This window comes from Acinetobacter bohemicus ANC 3994, assembly GCF_000367925.1.
Taxonomy (GTDB): domain Bacteria; phylum Pseudomonadota; class Gammaproteobacteria; order Pseudomonadales; family Moraxellaceae; genus Acinetobacter; species Acinetobacter bohemicus.
Map to the genome: position 1 here is coordinate 110,984 of NZ_KB849166.1, position 19,167 is coordinate 130,150.

13 protein-coding genes, 2 tRNA genes and 3 rRNA genes are annotated in these 19,167 nt (G+C 40.3%); 9 read left to right on the top strand and 9 right to left on the bottom strand.

Features of this window, described 5'->3' with window-relative positions; all coding sequences use genetic code 11:
- Positions 1–174 precede the first annotated feature (174 nt).
- A protein-coding gene (locus F994_RS17165) for an IS5 family transposase (protein ID WP_407636529.1) occupies positions 175–926 on the top strand; the annotation gives its coding sequence in 2 pieces (ribosomal slippage) (positions 175–409 and positions 409–926; 753 coding nt in all).
- Positions 927–1,028: 102 nt separating this feature from the next.
- Positions 1,029–2,258, top strand: a complete 1,230-nt coding sequence (locus F994_RS06710; RefSeq protein WP_004649480.1) for a GGDEF domain-containing protein — start codon at positions 1,029–1,031, stop codon at positions 2,256–2,258.
- Between the two features lie 110 nt (positions 2,259–2,368).
- Here F994_RS06710 and F994_RS06715 read toward each other — a convergent pair whose 3' ends face one another.
- The 4 genes from F994_RS06715 to F994_RS06730 all read right to left on the bottom strand — a co-directional run bounded on the left by F994_RS06715 (position 2,369) and on the right by F994_RS06730 (position 5,653).
- Positions 2,369–2,905, bottom strand: a complete 537-nt coding sequence (locus tag F994_RS06715) for a GNAT family N-acetyltransferase (protein ID WP_004649481.1) — start codon at positions 2,903–2,905, stop codon at positions 2,369–2,371.
- Positions 2,906–3,064: 159 nt separating this feature from the next.
- Positions 3,065–4,159, bottom strand: coding sequence for a chorismate synthase (gene aroC / locus F994_RS06720; RefSeq protein ID WP_004649482.1), 1,095 nt, complete (start codon positions 4,157–4,159; stop codon positions 3,065–3,067).
- 12 nt (positions 4,160–4,171) lie between these two features.
- Positions 4,172–5,182: a 50S ribosomal protein L3 N(5)-glutamine methyltransferase gene (prmB, locus tag F994_RS06725; RefSeq protein ID WP_004649483.1), complete on the bottom strand. Its 1,011-nt coding sequence runs from the start codon at positions 5,180–5,182 to the stop codon at positions 4,172–4,174.
- A gap of 90 nt (positions 5,183–5,272) precedes the next feature.
- The gene (locus F994_RS06730) at positions 5,273–5,653 is read right to left on the bottom strand and encodes a lysozyme inhibitor LprI family protein (protein ID WP_004649484.1); all 381 of its coding nucleotides are present in this window, start codon (positions 5,651–5,653) and stop codon (positions 5,273–5,275) included.
- 198 nt (positions 5,654–5,851) lie between these two features.
- Between F994_RS06730 and F994_RS06735 the strand changes: the two genes are divergently transcribed.
- From F994_RS06735 to F994_RS06765, 7 genes are all read left to right on the top strand, one after another.
- On the top strand, positions 5,852–6,157 hold the full coding sequence (locus tag F994_RS06735) for a hypothetical protein (protein ID WP_004649485.1): 306 nt from the start codon (positions 5,852–5,854) through the stop codon (positions 6,155–6,157).
- 253 nt (positions 6,158–6,410) lie between these two features.
- Positions 6,411–7,784, top strand: coding sequence for an ABC1 kinase family protein (locus F994_RS06740; RefSeq protein WP_004649486.1), 1,374 nt, complete (start codon positions 6,411–6,413; stop codon positions 7,782–7,784).
- Between the two features lie 235 nt (positions 7,785–8,019).
- Positions 8,020–9,306, top strand: a complete 1,287-nt coding sequence (locus F994_RS06745; RefSeq protein ID WP_171065326.1) for an acyl-CoA dehydrogenase family protein — start codon at positions 8,020–8,022, stop codon at positions 9,304–9,306.
- 25 nt (positions 9,307–9,331) lie between these two features.
- A complete protein-coding gene (locus F994_RS06750; protein ID WP_004649489.1) occupies positions 9,332–10,531 on the top strand; it encodes an acyl-CoA dehydrogenase family protein in 1,200 nt (399 codons plus the stop codon).
- Between the two features lie 92 nt (positions 10,532–10,623).
- Positions 10,624–11,109: a GNAT family N-acetyltransferase gene (locus tag F994_RS06755; protein ID WP_004649490.1), complete on the top strand. Its 486-nt coding sequence runs from the start codon at positions 10,624–10,626 to the stop codon at positions 11,107–11,109.
- Between the two features lie 384 nt (positions 11,110–11,493).
- Positions 11,494–12,036 carry a type 1 glutamine amidotransferase domain-containing protein gene (locus tag F994_RS06760; protein ID WP_004649491.1) on the top strand — a complete coding sequence of 181 codons (543 nt, stop codon included), beginning with the start codon at positions 11,494–11,496 and terminating at the stop codon, positions 12,034–12,036.
- A 270-nt stretch (positions 12,037–12,306) separates the two neighbouring features.
- Complete coding sequence (locus tag F994_RS06765; RefSeq protein ID WP_051061099.1) at positions 12,307–12,810, top strand: lytic transglycosylase domain-containing protein; 504 nt, start codon at positions 12,307–12,309, stop codon at positions 12,808–12,810.
- A gap of 544 nt (positions 12,811–13,354) precedes the next feature.
- Here F994_RS06765 and rrf read toward each other — a convergent pair.
- From rrf to F994_RS06790, 5 genes are all read right to left on the bottom strand, one after another.
- A 5S ribosomal RNA gene (gene rrf, locus F994_RS06770) occupies positions 13,355–13,469 on the bottom strand.
- Between the two features lie 180 nt (positions 13,470–13,649).
- A 23S ribosomal RNA gene (locus F994_RS06775) occupies positions 13,650–16,547 on the bottom strand.
- 361 nt (positions 16,548–16,908) lie between these two features.
- Positions 16,909–16,984: transfer RNA gene (locus F994_RS06780), tRNA-Ala, on the bottom strand.
- A gap of 71 nt (positions 16,985–17,055) precedes the next feature.
- A tRNA-Ile gene (locus F994_RS06785) sits at positions 17,056–17,132 on the bottom strand.
- A gap of 61 nt (positions 17,133–17,193) precedes the next feature.
- A 16S ribosomal RNA gene (locus F994_RS06790) occupies positions 17,194–18,731 on the bottom strand.
- The 16S, 23S and 5S rRNA genes sit together here with 2 tRNA genes alongside, the layout of an rRNA operon.
- Positions 18,732–19,167: the final 436 nt, after the last annotated feature.

A 19,167-nucleotide genomic window follows, 5' to 3' on the forward strand; every position in this document is an offset into this window, starting at 1 on the left:
TATATAACATTTTATTAAGCTTAATGATTATATTAGTTAAATATTGAATACAGAAAAATTCTGAATAATAGAATTATATTAATCTTTTATAATCTAGGGCGTGTCCTCATTTGAAGAATGGATGTTAAAGACTTAAAATAATATTCCAAATTAGTTGTATTTCAATATTATTCAATGGCACGTACTCTTTTAACAGATAATATTTGGCAGCAAATCCAAGATACAATGCGATTACACGGTTGCTACTGTTCAAAGAATAGTAGAAATATCATGGAAGCTATCTTATGGAAACTACGTACAGGTGCGACATGGCGTGATATTCCTCAAGAATTTTGTCCTTGGCAAACTGCTTATAATCGTTTTAATCGTTGGGCAAGTAAGGGGTTGTGGAATAAATTTTTTTTAGATTACGTGGCGTCTTGGATCAAGAATGGGTATTCATTGACGGAAGCTACATACGCGTGCATCAGCATGCAAGTGGAGCTCGGAATGGTTTCGAAAGAGCAATTGGACAATCACGTGGTGGGCGAACAACAAAAATACATCTTGCAACCGACGCGAATGGATTACCGATTGATTTTAAAATCACTGGGGGTCAAGTCCACGATAGCCAAGTTGCAGAGCAATTGATAGAGACTGTAGAAAAAGCAGATTATTTAATTGCAGATAAGGGATATGATGCTGAGACCATCAGAATATTGATTAAAAATAAAAATATGATTCCAATTATTCCAATGAGATCAAATAGTAAAAGATTAAATAAAGAATTTGATAAATATCTATATCGATTAAGGCATTTAGTTGAGAATGCGTTTGCGAGGTTAAAACATTTTCGAGCGATTGCAACCCGATTTGATAAGCTTGCACGAAATTATCAGTCTATGATTTACATTGCTTGCATGTTTATTTGGTGTAAAGCCAAATGAGGACACGCCCTAATACACATTTTATTTAATTCAGTGTAACGTAGTCAAAAAAACAATCTCTCTTTTAAATTTATAAAAATATTGGGAGTGGTGAGAGATAAAATGAAGTTGAAAGCATCCAATCTACTGGGGCAAGAACAAATCGACTTGTTAATTTCTCGCGGGCTAAATTTAGTTTGGTTTCCTAAAGAATTAGAAGTTGTTTATAAAAACCAGTATAAAAATGAAGCTGCATATGAATTTCGTTTTCGTGCGCCTATCATTTTAGGATTATATCTATATTTAAGTTTTGGTACTTATCAAGCGTTACCCGCTGAAATGCGTTTTGAATGGATCGTATATTATGGTTGGGTTGGCATGATCATTGTTTTTGCATGGTTACTTGCCTTCATTCCCTCTATGAACAAGTGGTTTGATCACTATGTTTGTCTTGGGTCTACAGGTGCAGTTGCACTGACGTTCACCCTGATTAACGTATTAGAACAAGGTCAAAATAACGTGCTCTTTCACGCTGCAATGATGTATGCGGTGGTGATTATTTATGGCTTTGTTGGCATGAGATTTTATACTGCAATTATTGCAGGTTGGTGTGGTGGTCTGATTGGCATAGGCATAAGCACATGGTTAAACGGTTCAATTGATTGGACTATTTTAAATAGAACTTATACTTTTAGTAGTTTCCTTGGCATGGCTTTAGCTTATGCTACCGATCGACAACATCGGGAAAACTATCTACAAAATTGTATGATTGAACTAAATCGATTAGAACTGATGCGTCAAGCACAACAACTTTCGATCCTTTCACAACAAGATGCTTTAACGGGTTTGGCTAATCGACGCTACTTAGATGAAGTCCTTGAAAATGAATGGAGAAGTGCAATTCGTCATAAGCTACCTATAACAATCATGATGATTGATATAGATTTTTTTAAACTATATAACGATGCACTTGGCCATATTCAAGGAGATCAATGCCTTAGACGTATCGCAATTTTACTGGGTTCAATTTCTTCACGAAGTGGTGATCTAGCGGCACGTTATGGGGGTGAAGAATTTTTGCTATTGTTCTCGGTAACAGACAAAGACCAAGCACTTATTCAGGTACAGCAGTTAATGGAATTAGTCCGAAATATTGGAATTATCCACCCTAAAAGTAATGTTTCCAAACATGTGACTATTAGTGTTGGTGTAGCGACAATGATTCCTCATCTCAATGACAAGCTTTCAGATTTTATTTCACGAGCGGATCACGCACTATATACAGCAAAAAGTAATGGTCGAAATCAATATCATATTGCAACGTCTGATCATATAATTTCTGAAACATTGTAATGATTCAGCTATTAACTAAGCCTAATCCTATTTAGACTAATGCTTTGATCACTTGAATAGAAATCGATCCTGAGTTTTACCCAACAACCTTTCACCTAGCATTTTTAGATCTATTGCATGATCGACTTTTTCATTTGCTGTAATTTTAAATCAATTAATGGAATGCCTACATTTGCATGAATTGGATAATTTTCGATGCAAGCAGTTTTAACATAGCCACATCGTTCATAATATTCAATTAATTCAGATCTGGCATCAAGTACAAACATCTCATAGCACTTTAAATTTGCACATATTTCCTGTGCCTTCATTTCGGCATATTTAAGCATCTGCCGACCAATGCCTTGATTCTGCCAAGCAGCTGCAACACAAAACGTTCCTATTTCCACTGTATCTTGTTGAAAAGTTAAACCGATACAGCCAAGCAATCCTTGTTGTGGATTGTCCTGAATATCAGCGACAAATAGCCGCACATTCTTTTGCGCCAAAAAATGACGCAGTTGTTGTTCATTGATTCTTGCCCCAGCAACAATACTTTGTTCACTGGTCCAACTCGCAGCATTATTCGTTCTATAAGCTTGGTTGATAAGAATCACTAAATTTTGAATATCTGAAGAATTTGCTGTTCTCAAACTTAAGTTTTTCATTGTTATTCTTTTGATCTGTGACTTATACAATATGAATTAAAATGTAGCAGATCTTGGATCGAATTCAAAAATAAAAAACCAGACATAAAGTCTGGTTTTTTATTAAAGCGTATAGATGAATTGTTCACTAACCATATTCAAGCCAAGAAAAATTTTCTTTTACTTCGGCTCAATCGGTGCAAACGGCGCAACAACATCTGCATTTTGCGCACGATGACGCATAAAGTGATCCATCAATACTATAGCAAGCATTGCTTCTGCAATCGGTGTCGCACGTACACCCACGCAAGGATCATGACGACCTTTAGTCAACACATCGGTATCTTGACGATCAATATTAATGGTTTTACCCGGTGTAGTAATACTTGCGGTTGGTTTTAAAGCAATTGCCACACGAATCGTTTGCCCAGATGAAATACCACCCAGTATACCGCCCGCATGATTTGCCAAGAAACCATCAGTTGTTAACTCATCACGTGTTTCATGACCAAACTGTTCTGCAACAGCAAAACCATCGCCAATTTCAACCCCTTTAACCGCATTGATACTCATCATCGCATGGGCAATGTCGGCATCTAAACGATCAAATACAGGCTCGCCCCAACCCACTGGAACTTTTTCAGCAACAATTTCAAGCTTTGCACCACAACTTGTACCTTGTTCACGCAATGAAGTCACTAAAGCTTCAAAACGAGGCACGGCATCCACATCACCACAGAAAAAAGGATTGTTCGGAACTTCTGCCCAATCCAATTTTTCTGCTTTTTCTGTACCAATTTGCGTTACATGACCACGAATATCAATCGCAAATTTTTCAGCCAGATATTTCTTAGCAATAGCACCTGCCGCTACACGCATCGCGGTTTCACGCGCGCTTGAACGACCGCCACCACGGTAATCACGAAAGCCATACTTTTGGGTATAAGTATAATCTGCATGACCCGGACGGAAGGTTTGTGCAATATTGCCATAATCTTTCGATTTCTGATCCGTATTACGAATCAGTAAACCAATCGATGTACCTGTGGTTTTACCTTCAAATACACCTGAAATAATTTCAACTTCATCGGGTTCTTTGCGTTGAGTCGCAAATTTAGACGTTCCCGGCTTACGACGGTCTAAATCGTGTTGCAAATCGGCTTCAGAAAGCTCTAAACCTGGCGGAACACCATCGACAATTGCCATGAGGCCAACGCCATGAGATTCACCACAAGTCGTTACACGAAACAGCTGTCCAATACTATTACCTGCCATGTTCACAACTCCTTATGCTTGAACCGATTTTACAAATAAATCACGGTATTTACGGCATTGTTCTGCTGTTAAAGCAAAAATACCCGAACCACCTTTTTGGAAAGTTAACCAATGGAAATCCACAGTATTAAAGTTCTGTTTCATTGCCCATTCAGAATTACCGACTTCAATCACGATTAAGCCATCTTCAGTCAAGTAATCAGCCGCTTGCGCTAACATTTTACGCACTAAATCTAAACCGTCTTGACCCGCAGCAAGGGCAAGTTCTGGCTCATGCAAAAATTCAGCAGGTAAATCAGCCATGTCTTCTGCATCCACATACGGAGGATTTGACACGATTAAGTCATATTGATTTTCAGCAGGAATTTTTGCAAATAGATCTGATTCCATCAATGCAACTTGATATTGCATATTGTGATGTTCAGCATTAATAGAAGCGACTTCCAAAGCTTCTTTAGAAATATCAGTGGCATCTACTTCAGATTCAGGGAACGCATATGCCAAAGCAATTGCGATACAACCTGAACCTGTACACATATCTAAAATACGACGTGGCATTTTAGGATTTGCATTCTCAGGCAGATTATTTAAAGCTTCGCGTACTTGACCGTTTTCATCTAAGCAATACGGTGCAAAACGCTGGTTAATCAATTCTGCAATCGGTGAACGTGGAATAAGCACACGTTCATCCACGTAATAAGGTTTGTCACAGAAATAAGCAAGATTCAACAAATAAGAGGTTGGCACTTTTTCATTGATACGACGTTCAAGTAAACTGATAAATTCTGCTTTTTCACTTGGCAATAATTTCGCATCTAAAATTTCTGGATTCGCACTCCAATCCAATGCCAATGTTTGCAACACTAAAGCCGAACTTTCAGCAAAAAAGTCTTCCGTACCTTGACCTAAATGTGCATCATATTGACGTAGAGCTGAAACACCAAAACGAATAAAATCGCGGATGGTGGTTAGGTTTTCAGCGGCTTCCTGCAAATGTTCAGGGCTAATGGTCAGTTGATCCACTTAAGGCTTCTCCAAGGTCGATATTTTTAAACGCCTTATGATACCTTGTTTTACTGGTTTTTATAACGCTTGCATGACATTCATGCACAATTAACTCAGACCTAATTGCTTACTTTTATAATAACCAACTTGATTCATGGTCATCTCTAACTGGCATTTAGCTTGTCTGATTTTACCAAAATCACTCTTTAGCGCAGAATAACAGCGCTGCTCAACCTGACTTTGCCAAAGCTGACGCTGTTGTTTAATATTCGTTGTGTGTTGACTATTATTTTCCAAAATCTTTTCATAATACTGTTTCAGTAACTTATTTTGTTTTTCCTGTTCTGTACTGACACACTTTTTAGTGACCTCTAGATCACCGTAAGCATTATTTAAACACTGCGTATATACCGCCGAGTATCCATCAGCAAAAGCTGTACTTGACCCCAAAGCAACGATACACCCGAAAATGGCTGATACGAATCGCATGACTTCCCCTTGTCGACATGACTCATTTAAAATTCTATTCTTTTATTTTATGAATAGTACAGTAATCATCTACAGATTCCTATCGCAGCATGTTGAAATCTAAAGATCAAAAACTCACTGCAATTTTTATATTGAATTCGACACAAATGCCCTTATATTGAACACAGTCTCATTCAATTCAACATCGAATCTTTCATTATGAGTTATAAACACAACAATTTAATGGCAATGCGTCAAAATTATTGGAATGACACGTTATCCACTCAAGTTTTACATGAGAAAAAGTTTTTCCAAGAAATTCTCATTCAACACGGTATCTATGCTAAAGCGACTGAAGACGATGCTAAATATCTATTCTTTAGCCTACCGAGTATTATCATTGTAAAAGGTTATTCACTTGGTTTTCAGCATGATACTGTTCAAGCCATGATTTTTCAGTATATTCAAGACAATAAAACGACGTTAAAGCAAAAAAGTAACATTAAAATTCAATTTAATATGTAAGTGGCCAATAGAGAGCTGGCAACGTATCCCCTTTGAAATAGACCTTCTTAAAAAAAGTCCTGTAACTGTCCTTAGCAATTGAACCGGTAACATGAAAGTATCGGTTCAACTTGGTAAAATATGAAAAATGAATTAAATATTCAGCATATTCATACCCTATTTAAGCATGTTGAACTTTTTTAATACGCCAATACACGTTAATATCCGCTACAATTAATTATTCTGCGACTTGCTGATTAAAGGATTTTGTTTAATGTCAGATCAGAACGATAAGCTTAAACAACTTAAAACTTCCTCTATGGATCGACGCTTATCTATCGCTAAAGCATCCTTACTAGCAGGAACTCGTTGGGCTGCATCTAATGCGACAACTATGTTTTCCAGTGAAGCAGAAAAAGAAAAGAAACGTAAAAAAGCCATGAAAGAGCAAGCTGACTATCTTGTTTCTGAAATTGGTAAACTCAAAGGTTCGATCGTTAAAATTGGTCAAATGATGGCGCTGTATGGCGAACATTTTTTACCTGAAGAAATCACACAAGCACTCAATACCTTAAACAATCAAACCATTGCCCTCGCATGGCCAGCCATTAAGCAACATTTAGAACAACAATTAGGTTCTAAATTAGATGATTTAACGATTGACCATGAACCTTTGGGTACAGCGTCATTGGCGCAAGTACATCGTGCTACTCGTAAATCAGATGGCTTGGAAATTGTGCTTAAAATCCAATATCCCGGTGTAGCCGATGCTATTGATTCAGATATGAGCTTATTTAAAAATATGCTGAAACTGACGCGCATCGTGCCGCAAACCCGTGAATTTGATCAATGGTTTGATGAAGTTCGCGAAATGTTGCATCGTGAAGTCAACTATGAAATTGAAGCTGCGACTACGTGTCGTTTCGCAGAACGTTTAAAAGATGACCCACGCTATGTCGTACCGCATATTATTGATGAGTACTGCACAGATCAAATTCTCTGTATGACTTTTGAACGTGGTGTCCCAATAAATAGCCCTGTTATGCTGTCTCTACCTCAAGAACGTCGTAATCAACTCGGTGAAGCATCTTTAGAAATTGCCATCCGTGAGATTTTCGAATGGGGTGAAATGCAAACCGATCCAAATTTTGGAAATTATTTGGTGCAATTGGGCAATGGTACAGACAACACAGATAAAATTGTATTGTTAGATTTTGGTGCGATTCGTCAATTTGATGAGCATTTGCTTGCTGTTGCGCGTAATTTAATTCAAGCGGGCTATCATCATAATATTGATGAAATGGTCAATGCCATGACAGGTTATGAATTTTTTGATTCCATTCCTCAAAGCATTAAACCCGATATGGCCAAAGTCTTTTTATTAGCCACTGAAGCCTTTAGTACAATCACAAACAATCCTGATCTACCTGAAGGCGTGATGGACGAACAACAGCGTTACGATTGGAAAAAGAGCCAATTACATAGTCGCGTAATGCAGCGTGCATCTAAATCGATGGCATCACGTTATTTCAGTGTACCGCCCAAAGAATTTATGTTTATTAGTCGCAAATTCATTGGTGCATACACTTTTATGACGGTGATTGATGCAAAAACCAATGTTCGTAACATGGTCGAAAAATTCTTATAAAGCGGTCTTGACTAGAATGAGCTTACTGTCATTCTAGTCAATCTCCTGTTTCTAGTGCTCAATAAAAATCTAATAAATTAAATATTATTCAATAATTTAATAAATTTTAAAAAAATTTAAAACCATTCATCTAAGTCAATTTTAATTGTCAGCGATGACATAGTCTTTTCTATGTCCACGTGTCAGCATAAAAATACAAAAAATCAAAAACTGATGGACGATAATAATGACCAATATGGTAAACAAGGCACAAGGATTTGGGCTTTCCCTCATCACCAAAATTGCGGGTAGTGATGTTCTTGATCAGCTTAAGCTACGTAAATTTCTGGAAAAGTCTTTATATCAAGGCTCAAAAATCAGTTTTCAGACCTTAAGCAAAACCCAAAAGGTCTTTAAAGCAGATGCAAAGATTCATAAACAACGTCTCCCCAATCAACAAAAATCACTCTTCGATTTAAACCTCACCGAAGAACAACAAATGACCTGCGATGCGATGGATCAGTTCGCATCTGAAGTGCTCTATCCTTTGGCACATCAAGCAGATCAAGATGAAAAATTTCCGACTGTGCTTTGGCAACATTCTACGGATCTAGGGTTGAATTACTATGCACTTCCTGAAGCCTTAGGTGGCGTGGCAACAGAAAAAAATATTTTAAGTAACATTCTAATTGCTGAACATTTGGCCAGAGGTGATTTCAGCTTAACTGCGGGTTTACTTTCCACATTCAGTGTCATTAATGCAATGACACAATGGGGTTCGGAAAAAATTCAATCGACCTATTTACCCAGCTTTGCCAATGAGAGTGACATCCAAGCAACCTTTGCCATACAAGAAGCAACCCCTGCATTTAATCCATTCAACTTAAAAACTAAGGCGACTTCAAACAATGGCAAATATAGCATTGATGGAGAAAAGACTCTGGTGATCTTAGGTGAAACGGCTGATCTATTACTGGTAAATGCTGAGCTTCATGGCTCACCAGAGGTTTTTATTGTCAAACGAGACAACAGCATTACCGCTAAAAAAAGCACAGCTATGGGGATAAAAGCCGCGGAAACTGTCACTTTAAAATTTAACCAAACCCCTGCTGAATTGTTAGGTGATGAAGACTTTAATTATCCCGCTTTCTTAGACTTAGGCAATTTAATGTGGTGCGCTATGGCTGTCGGTACTTGTGAAGCAGTGAAAGCTTACTGTATTCAATATGCCAATGAACGTACTGCTTTTGGTGAACCTATCTCACACCGTCAAAGTGTGGCATTTATGATTGCAGATATGGCAATCGAAATTGATGCGATGCGTATGCTGATTTTAAATGCGGCAAGTCTTGCAGAGGCAGGTCAAGCTTTTCATCGCGAAGCCTATTTAGCACGCTTACTCTGTGCAGAAAAATCCATGCAAATTGGAACAAATGGTGTGCAAATTTTAGGGGGTCATGGCTTTACCAAAGAGCACCCCGTAGAACGTTGGTATCGTGATTTACGTGCAACAGCAATCTTACATTCAGGCTTACATGCTTAATCTATCAAAATAAGGAATAAAGCACATGAACTTACAAAATCCTAAAAAATTTAAGCTACTGATAGATCAAGCCCATGAAACTGCTGTCAATGTACTGCGCCCTATTTCACGTAAATACGATAAAGCCGAACATAGCTATCCCAAAGAACTCGATATGTTTGCCTCAATCCTTGATGGGATGAACGATGGTGGCGAAGGCATGAATGCAGGTGCTGCCGTCGGAAAACGTGGCAGCACCGAAGCTGGCAATAAAAACGGTGTCAATATGTCCACGGCACTGGGTGTCATTGAAATGTGTTATGGCGATACTGGATTATTACTCAGTATGCCCCGTCAAGGTTTAGGTAATTCCGCAATCGCTGCTGTCGCAAACGATGAACAACTTGAACGCTTCAAAGGCACATGGGCAGCAATGGCCATTACCGAATCTGGCTGTGGTTCAGATTCCGCTGCGATTCGGACCACTGCAACCAAAGATGGCGATGATTACATTTTAAATGGCGAAAAGATTTTCGTGACTTCAGGTGAACGTGCTGACTCTGTTGTCGTTTGGGCAACCTTAGATAAAAAACAAGGTCGAGCTGCGATTAAATCCTTTGTCGTTCCTAAAGGAACTGCGGGAATGAAAGTAGAACGTCTGGAACATAAACTCGGTATTAAAGCATCCGATACTGCCGTGATTAGCTTTATTGATTGTCGAGTACCTAGTATAAATCTATTGGGTCATGCCGAAATTGACATCGCAAAAGGTTTCGCTGGTGTCATGGAAACTTTTGATAACACTCGCCCTTTGGTCGCTGCAATGGCTGTGGGCTGTGCTAAAGCATCGCTAGAAAGAATTAAAGAAATTTTTAAAGATCAACTCGATGAAAATTATGCTACCCCCTACTTACAGACATCCTATATAGCCGCACAAATTTATCGGATGGAAGCAGAATGGGAAGCTGCACGCTTGCTGACCATGAAAGCCGCGTGGATGGCTGATAATAAAAAACCAAACTCTCGTGAAGCTTCTATTTCAAAAGCCAAGGCAGGACGAATTTGCAATGAAATCACGTTAAAATGTGTCGAATTGGCTGCAAGTGTTGGTTATAACGAAGATGAATTATTAGAAAAATGGGCACGTGACTCAAAAATTCTCGATATTTTTGAAGGCACACAACAAATCCAACAACTCATTATTGCACGTCGCGAATTAGGCAAAAGTTCAAGTGAATTGAAATAGTTTTGTGATTTTTTAATCGATAAAGAGCTTACAAGAGATGGATTTTTTGTTATAAAAATCCATCTCTTTTTTATTGTGATTAATTTAAGTTTATGTATCACATCAGACCCATTCAAGCCCAAGACAATACTGAAATTGCACGCATTATTCGCGAAGTTTCCAAAGAATTTGGACTCGCTGCTGAATCTGGTTTTGCCGTAGCTGATCCAATTTTAGATGATTTATACACCGTATATTCGCAGAAAAATAGCCAATATTGGATCATTGAAAATGAACATGGTCAAATATTTGGTGGTGGCGGTTTATCCGAACTAAAAGGTGATGAAACCATACTAGAAATTCAAAAAATGTATTTTCTGCCTGAAATTCGCAGTTTAGGCTTTGCTAAACAAATACTAGAAAAAAGTTTTCAATTTACTGAGCAACAAGGTTTTAAATCTTGTTATCTAGAAACAACCAAAGAATTGTGGCAAGCAGTCAAACTATATGAAAAATTAGGTTTTAAATATTTAGACCAACCTAAAGGCAATACTGGACATAGCCATGCTTGTGAAATTTGGATGCAAAAACTACTTTAATGTACGTCTAAACATTAAAACGATAGAAAATCAGTCATCCTTTGACACACTTTTATCGGCTAATTATCTACACTCCTGTCCGTAATTACTTACAGCAAAAATATGCAATCACGGCTAGTTAAGATAGATTCAAAAACATATGCTTAAATGATCAGGAAGCAGGATGTTTCCAACAATAAAAATAATAAACGACGTAAGCAGGATGCATAAAAGTAAGTAAAAGGTCTAACTTGAAATCTATATAAAATAAGCCTCATCACGTATGGGGCTTATTTTTTGCTACATATTTTCAAACTTTAACAAAAATAAGCCAAAATTTGTACAGCTTCATCTAGGACACTTTGTTAATGTCAAAATTCAAATACAAGATTAAGGGTCATGAAAATGTCTAAAAAAGCATTATTTATTACCTCTAATATTGGTATAGAACACGATGAACTGATCAAACCACTTGAATTTTTACAATCGAAAGGCATTGAAGTGATTCATGCTGCTGAAGAACAAAAGGAAGTCCATACGGTTAAAAATGGCAAACAATCGGCAACCTCTTATATTCCACAAACCACTTTAGCCAAAGTTTCAGCACAAGATTATGATATTTTGGTGATTCCTGGAGGAACCATAAACGCTGATATACTTAGGCTAAATCAAGATGCGCATAGAATTATTCAATACTTCACAGATAATGCAAAACCTATTGCCGCTATTTGTCATGCACCTTGGGTTTTAATCAATGCTGGGCGCATTAAAGATAAAAATTTAACGTCTTATAAAAGCATCAAATTGGATCTAGAAAATGCTGGCGGAAATTGGGTGGATAAAGAGGTTCATCGTTGTAATGCCCACAATTGGCCTTTAATTACTTCACGATGCCCAGACGATATTCCGGCTTTTAATGACGCTATCTTAAAAGAATTAAACAGTTAAAATGCCTTTTAACGAATAAGTTGCATCAAAATGATAAGATTCCCTATTTATATGAAATAATTTTATTTTCAAAATCACTCAACAATTTTAACATCAATATTTTTCACAAATTGAATAAATAATACAAAACATCAACTATTGACTCTAGCGACTAAGGACCCTAGCATCACTTTCAATAAAATTTTACTTTGGTTTCTAACCTTGTTAATTACGTCTCACTTACGATCACAATTATTAAAGACTCATTTCTGTACATTTAAATTCGCAGCTATAACCATTGTTGCTCTAGCTTTTACAGGTTGTTCATCTTTAGGCAGTGGCTCAATTGCTAAACGGTCTGCTAAATTATCTACGGGCATACAAAAAGCTTATGCTGTTGAACCCAATACAGCAGATCGTGTATCGCCTATGATTGTTCAAAATGCTGACAAATATAATGTTGATCCATTACTATTAGCTGCCATGATTCGACAAGAATCAAGTTATAAAAACTATGCTATTTCACCCGCAGGTGCCGTCGGACTCACTCAAATTATCCCTCGTTACTGGCAACAAACCTGTTCTGGAGATCTGATAGAAGAAAATAATAATATTAATTGTGGTACATACATTCTAGCCAAATATAATCAATCTGCTGGAAGTTGGAAAAAGGCCCTTGCTTATTACAATGTCGGACCTACGGGCTATGAATCCAGTTGGAAAATGAAGCGCCAAGGCAAAAAATATGCAAATCAAGTGCAACAACATCAAAAAACATTGAAAAGTGCATTATAGATATAAGACACCTATTGATTCATAAACAAGTAGATATTGTCTTTGATGTTTAAAAAATAGCGAATAAGTAAAATTTCATCGCTAAACTAAATTTATTATTCGCTATAACATCAAATATAATATTGAAAAGTCTATACTGGTGATATTTAAAAACTATTTTTCCTAATTTTAAAATTTATCTGCAACAAAATTTAAGAAATTTCTTTAGAGCTATTCTTTTAGAGTCTTCGTATACGATACCATCAAACCTTATTCTACTATTTCTAAATACTTACGCAGACCAATGCGCAAAATAGGTTGGGCAGATAACAAAGAATTTCCTCTATCAATAAGTAGATCGAATCTAGCGATACCAAGAATTGAATCTAGATCATTTAAAATAAATAAAAGCCAAAATCCAGCGCTTATCCATTCCCCACAGTTGCCTATTTTTTTTCTATTTTTATCTAAACTGCTTAACTCCGGCCTACTTTTACTTATTTACTTTTTCCCGCACATAAAAAAACACCCTCTTCTAACGAAGAGGGTGTTTTTAGTAATAATGAGCTGGCGATGACTTACTCTCACATGGGTAACCCCACACTACCATCAGCGCGAAGAGGTTTCACTTCTGAGTTCGGGAAGGGATCAGGTGGTTCACTCTTGCTATTGTCGCCAGCACAACTGTTTATGGACTTTTTCGGGTCTTATTTACGCTGTTTATTTCGTATGCCTTACTTTGTACCAAATGAGTTATTAACAGATTATGCTAAATTTGAGTTGGTATTGTAACTAGCTTTTAAACTAAATCAAGTATTTTGTATCGAATTAGATGAGCAATACAACTGTTTGGGTGTTGTATAGTCAAGCCTCACGAGCAATTAGTATTGGTCAGCTTCATGCATCACTGCACTTCCACATCCAACCTATCAACGTCGTAGTCTTCAACGGCTCTTTAGAGGACATAAAGTCCTTGGGAAATCTTATCTTGAGGTAGGCTTCCCGCTTAGATGCTTTCAGCGGTTATCCCTTCCGAACATAGCTACCCGGCGATGCGACTGGCGTCACAACCGGTACACCAGAGGTTCGTCCACTCTGGTCCTCTCGTACTAGGAGCAGATCCTCTCAAATTTCCAACGCCCACGGTAGATAGGGACCGAACTGTCTCACGACGTTCTAAACCCAGCTCGCGTACCTCTTTAAATGGCGAACAGCCATACCCTTGGGACCTGCTTCAGCCCCAGGATGAGATGAGCCGACATCGAGGTGCCAAACACCGCCGTCGATATGAACTCTTGGGCGGTATCAGCCTGTTATCCCCAGAGTACCTTTTATCCGTTGAGCGATGGCCCTTCCATACAGAACCACCGGATCACTAAGACCTACTTTCGTACCTGCTCGACTTGTGGGTCTCGCAGTTAAGCGCGCTTTTGCCTTTATACTCTACGCGTGATTTCCGACCACGCTGAGCGCACCTTCGTACTCCTCCGTTACTCTTTAGGAGGAGACCGCCCCAGTCAAACTACCCACCAGACATGGTCCTCGCTCCAGATAATGGAGCAGAGTTAGAACCTCAATATTACCAGGGTGGTATTTCAAGATTGGCTCCACTCGAACTAGCGTCCGAGTTTCAAAGCCTCCCACCTATCCTACACAAGTAAGATCAAAGTTCAATGTCAAGCTGCAGTAAAGGTTCACGGGGTCTTTCCGTCTAGCCGCGGGTACACCGCATCTTCACGGCGAATTCGATTTCACTGAGTCTCTGCTGGAGACAGCGCCCCCATCATTATGCCATTCGTGCAGGTCGGAACTTACCCGACAAGGAATTTCGCTACCTTAGGACCGTTATAGTTACGGCCGCCGTTTACTGGGGCTTCGATCAAGAGCTTCGCTTACGCTAACCCCATCAATTAACCTTCCAGCACCGGGCAGGCATCACACCCTATACGTCCACTTTCGTGTTTGCAGAGTGCTATGTTTTTAATAAACAGTTGCAGGGGCCTGGTTTCTGTGGCTGCCAACCGCTCAGGGAGTAAATCCCATCACCGTCGGCAGCGTACCTTCTCCCGAAGTTACGGTACCATTTTGCCTAGTTCCTTCAGCAGAGTTCTCTCAAGCGCTTTGGTCTACTCGACCTGACCACCTGTGTCGGTTTCGGGTACGATTCCTGTGTAACTGAAGCTTAGAGACTTTTCCTGGAAGCATGGTATCAGCCACTTCACTGTACAAGTACAGCTTGCTATCAGTTCTCAGCATAGAGTACCCCGGATTTGCCTAAGATACATGCCTACAACCTTTCACCTGGACAACCAACGCCAGGCTGACTTAACCTTCTCCGTCCTCTCATCGCATTACACAGAAGTATTGGAATATTAACCAATTTCCCATCGACTACGCCTCTCGGCCTCGCCTTAGGGGTCGACTCACCCAGCCCCGATTAACGTTGGACTGGAACCCTTGGTCTTTCAGCGTGCGAGTTTTTCACTCGCATTGTCGTTACTCACGTCAGCATTCGCACTTCTGATACCTCCAGCAGACTTCTCAATCCACCTTCATCGGCTTACAGAACGCTCCCCTACCACTTGCAATAAATTGCAAATCCGCAGCTTCGGCATATAGTTTTAGCCCCGTTACATCTTCCGCGCAGGCCGACTCGACTAGTGAGCTATTACGCTTTCTTTAAAGGGTGGCTGCTTCTAAGCCAACCTCCTAGCTGTCTATGCCTTCCCACATCGTTTCCCACTTAACTATAATTTTGGGGCCTTAGCTGGCGGTCTGGATTGTTTTCCTCTTGACTACGGACGTTAGCACCCGCAGTCTGTCTCCCGGATAGTACTCATTGGTATTCGGAGTTTGCATCGGTTTGGTAAGTCGGGATGACCCCCTAGCCGAAACAGTGCTCTACCCCCAATGGTATTCGTCCGAGGCGCTACCTAAATAGCTTTCGGGGAGAACCAGCTATCACCAAGTTTGATTAGCCTTTCACCCCTATCCACAAGTCATCCCCTGGCTTTTCAACGACAGTGGGTTCGGTCCTCCAGTTAGTGTTACCCAACCTTCAACCTGCTCATGGATAGATCACCTGGTTTCGGGTCTATACCCAGCAACTAATTCGCCCTATTAAGACTCGATTTCTCTACGGCTCCCCTATTCGGTTAACCTCGCTACTGAATATAAGTCGCTGACCCATTATACAAAAGGTACGCAGTCACCGGACGCAATGCCGGCTCCCACTGCTTGTATGCATGCGGTTTCAGGATCTATTTCACTCCCCTCACAGGGGTTCTTTTCGCCTTTCCCTCACGGTACTGGTTCACTATCGGTCAGTCAGGAGTATTTAGCCTTGGAGGATGGTCCCCCCATATTCAGACAAGGTTTCACGTGCCTCGCCCTACTCGACATCATTATCTAAGCCCTTTCGTGTACAGGACTATCACCCACTATGGTTGCACTTCCCAGAGCATTCCACTAGAACTTAGATAACTTAATGGGCTTTTCCCCGTTCGCTCGCCGCTACTAAGGGAATCTCAATTGATTTCTTTTCCTAAGGGTACTGAGATGTTTCACTTCCCCTCGTTCGCTTCGCATGACTATGTATTCATCATGCGATACCTACCTTATGGTAAGTGGGTTTCCCCATTCAGAAATCTCCGGATCACAGGATATTTGCCGCCTCCCCGGAGCTTTTCGCAGGCTATTACGTCTTTCATCGCCTCTGACTGCCAAGGCATCCACCACATGCACTTAATTACTTGACTATACAACCCCAAACAGTCGTTTCAACACTACAAGTTAATGTTGATGACCTTGCTTCGAGTTTTGTGGATTTAACCACAGTACAGCTTCAATCTAGTTCGTTTTCCAAAACGCTTGATTCAGTTAATCGCTAGTGCTCAGTTCTTTATTTTCATTTCTTCGTAACACTTGCGTGATACAAATTAATGTCAATTCAGTTCTGAGTTTAAACAATTTATTTCAACTCAAATTTATAATCTGTTAATGATTAACTACGTCTTCGTCAGATCGTAGGTAACTGTGATAAATCACAGAATTTAATAAACTAAAAACTTAATTAAGTTTTTATATTCACTAAATTCTGTAATCACCTAGCTTTATATATGGTGGAGACTAACGGAGTCGAACCGTTGACCTCCTGCGTGCAAAGCAGGCGCTCTACCAACTAAGCTAAGTCCCCAGCTTATCATTAGATTCGATATATCTTCTTCTCTGTCTCTCAATGAATTTCTTCATCTTCGTTCGTTAGATTGGTGGGTCTGACAAGATTTGAACTTGTGACCCCACGCTTATCAAGCGTGTGCTCTAACCAACTGAGCTACAGACCCTCAGATACATCTTCATGAAGAACAACTTGTTGTGGATTCTTACCGATCGTCAATCTTTCGTTAAGGAGGTGATCCAGCCGCAGGTTCCCCTACGGCTACCTTGTTACGACTTCACCCCAGTCATCGGCCACACCGTGGTAAGCGTCCTCCTTACGGTTAGACTACCTACTTCTGGTGCAACAAACTCCCATGGTGTGACGGGCGGTGTGTACAAGGCCCGGGAACGTATTCACCGCGGCATTCTGATCCGCGATTACTAGCGATTCCGACTTCATGGAGTCGAGTTGCAGACTCCAATCCGGACTACGATCGGCTTTTTGAGATTAGCATCCTATCGCTAGGTAGCAACCCTTTGTACCGACCATTGTAGCACGTGTGTAGCCCTGGTCGTAAGGGCCATGATGACTTGACGTCGTCCCCGCCTTCCTCCAGTTTGTCACTGGCAGTATCCTTAAAGTTCCCGGCTTAACCCGCTGGCAAATAAGGAAAAGGGTTGCGCTCGTTGCGGGACTTAACCCAACATCTCACGACACGAGCTGACGACAGCCATGCAGCACCTGTATGTAAGCTCCCGAAGGCACCAATCCATCTCTGGAAAGTTCTTACTATGTCAAGACCAGGTAAGGTTCTTCGCGTTGCATCGAATTAAACCACATGCTCCACCGCTTGTGCGGGCCCCCGTCAATTCATTTGAGTTTTAGTCTTGCGACCGTACTCCCCAGGCGGTCTACTTATCGCGTTAGCTGCGCCACTAAAGCCTCAAAGGCCCCAACGGCTAGTAGACATCGTTTACGGCATGGACTACCAGGGTATCTAATCCTGTTTGCTCCCCATGCTTTCGTACCTCAGTGTCAGTATTAGGCCAGATGGCTGCCTTCGCCATCGGTATTCCTCCAGATCTCTACGCATTTCACCGCTACACCTGGAATTCTACCATCCTCTCCCATACTCTAGTCTCCCAGTATCGAATGCAATTCCTAAGTTAAGCTCAGGGATTTCACATCCGACTTAAAAGACCACCTACGCACGCTTTACGCCCAGTAAATCCGATTAACGCTTGCACCCTCTGTATTACCGCGGCTGCTGGCACAGAGTTAGCCGGTGCTTATTCTGCGAGTAACGTCCAAGCATCTAGAGTATTAGTCTAGAGCTCCTCCTCCTCGCTTAAAGTGCTTTACAACCAAAAGGCCTTCTTCACACACGCGGCATGGCTGGATCAGGGTTCCCCCCATTGTCCAATATTCCCCACTGCTGCCTCCCGTAGGAGTCTGGGCCGTGTCTCAGTCCCAGTGTGGCGGATCATCCTCTCAGACCCGCTACAGATCGTCGCCTTGGTAGGCCTTTACCCCACCAACTAGCTAATCCGACTTAGGCTCATCTATTAGCGCAAGGTCCGAAGATCCCCTGCTTTCCCCCGTAGGGCGTATGCGGTATTAGCATTCCTTTCGAAATGTTGTCCCCCACTAATAGGCAGATTCCTAAGCATTACTCACCCGTCCGCCGCTAAGATAAGGTGCAAGCACCTCATCTCCGCTCGACTTGCATGTGTTAAGCCTGCCGCCAGCGTTCAATCTGAGCCATGATCAAACTCTTCAGTTTAAAATCAGTAGTAGCTTAAAGGCTACCAATCTTGGCTCATCAATTTTCTGACAAATATTTCTCAAATAAACTTCGAGTAATTTCTACCATCAATCAATGAAAATAATTTCGATCAATCAACCAGTAAAAATCCACACAAGTTGTTCTTCATAATCTCTTAATGATCTTCTTGCTGATTCGTCATCAGCAAGCTAGGTCGGCTATACTACTCTCTTTCCAGAGAAAGTCAACAGGTTTTGCTAAATTATTTCCCGACAAACCTAAGTTTAAATCCAATCTTAAAATCTCATTCGAAATCTTAACAATCCAACCAACTTATTGATTTATCAGAGGTTTTATTTAACATCACCGCCGATGGATGTGCATTCTACAGCATTTCACATCTCACACAACCCCTTTTTTACACTATTTTTAACGAGTGGTTGTTTATTCCGCA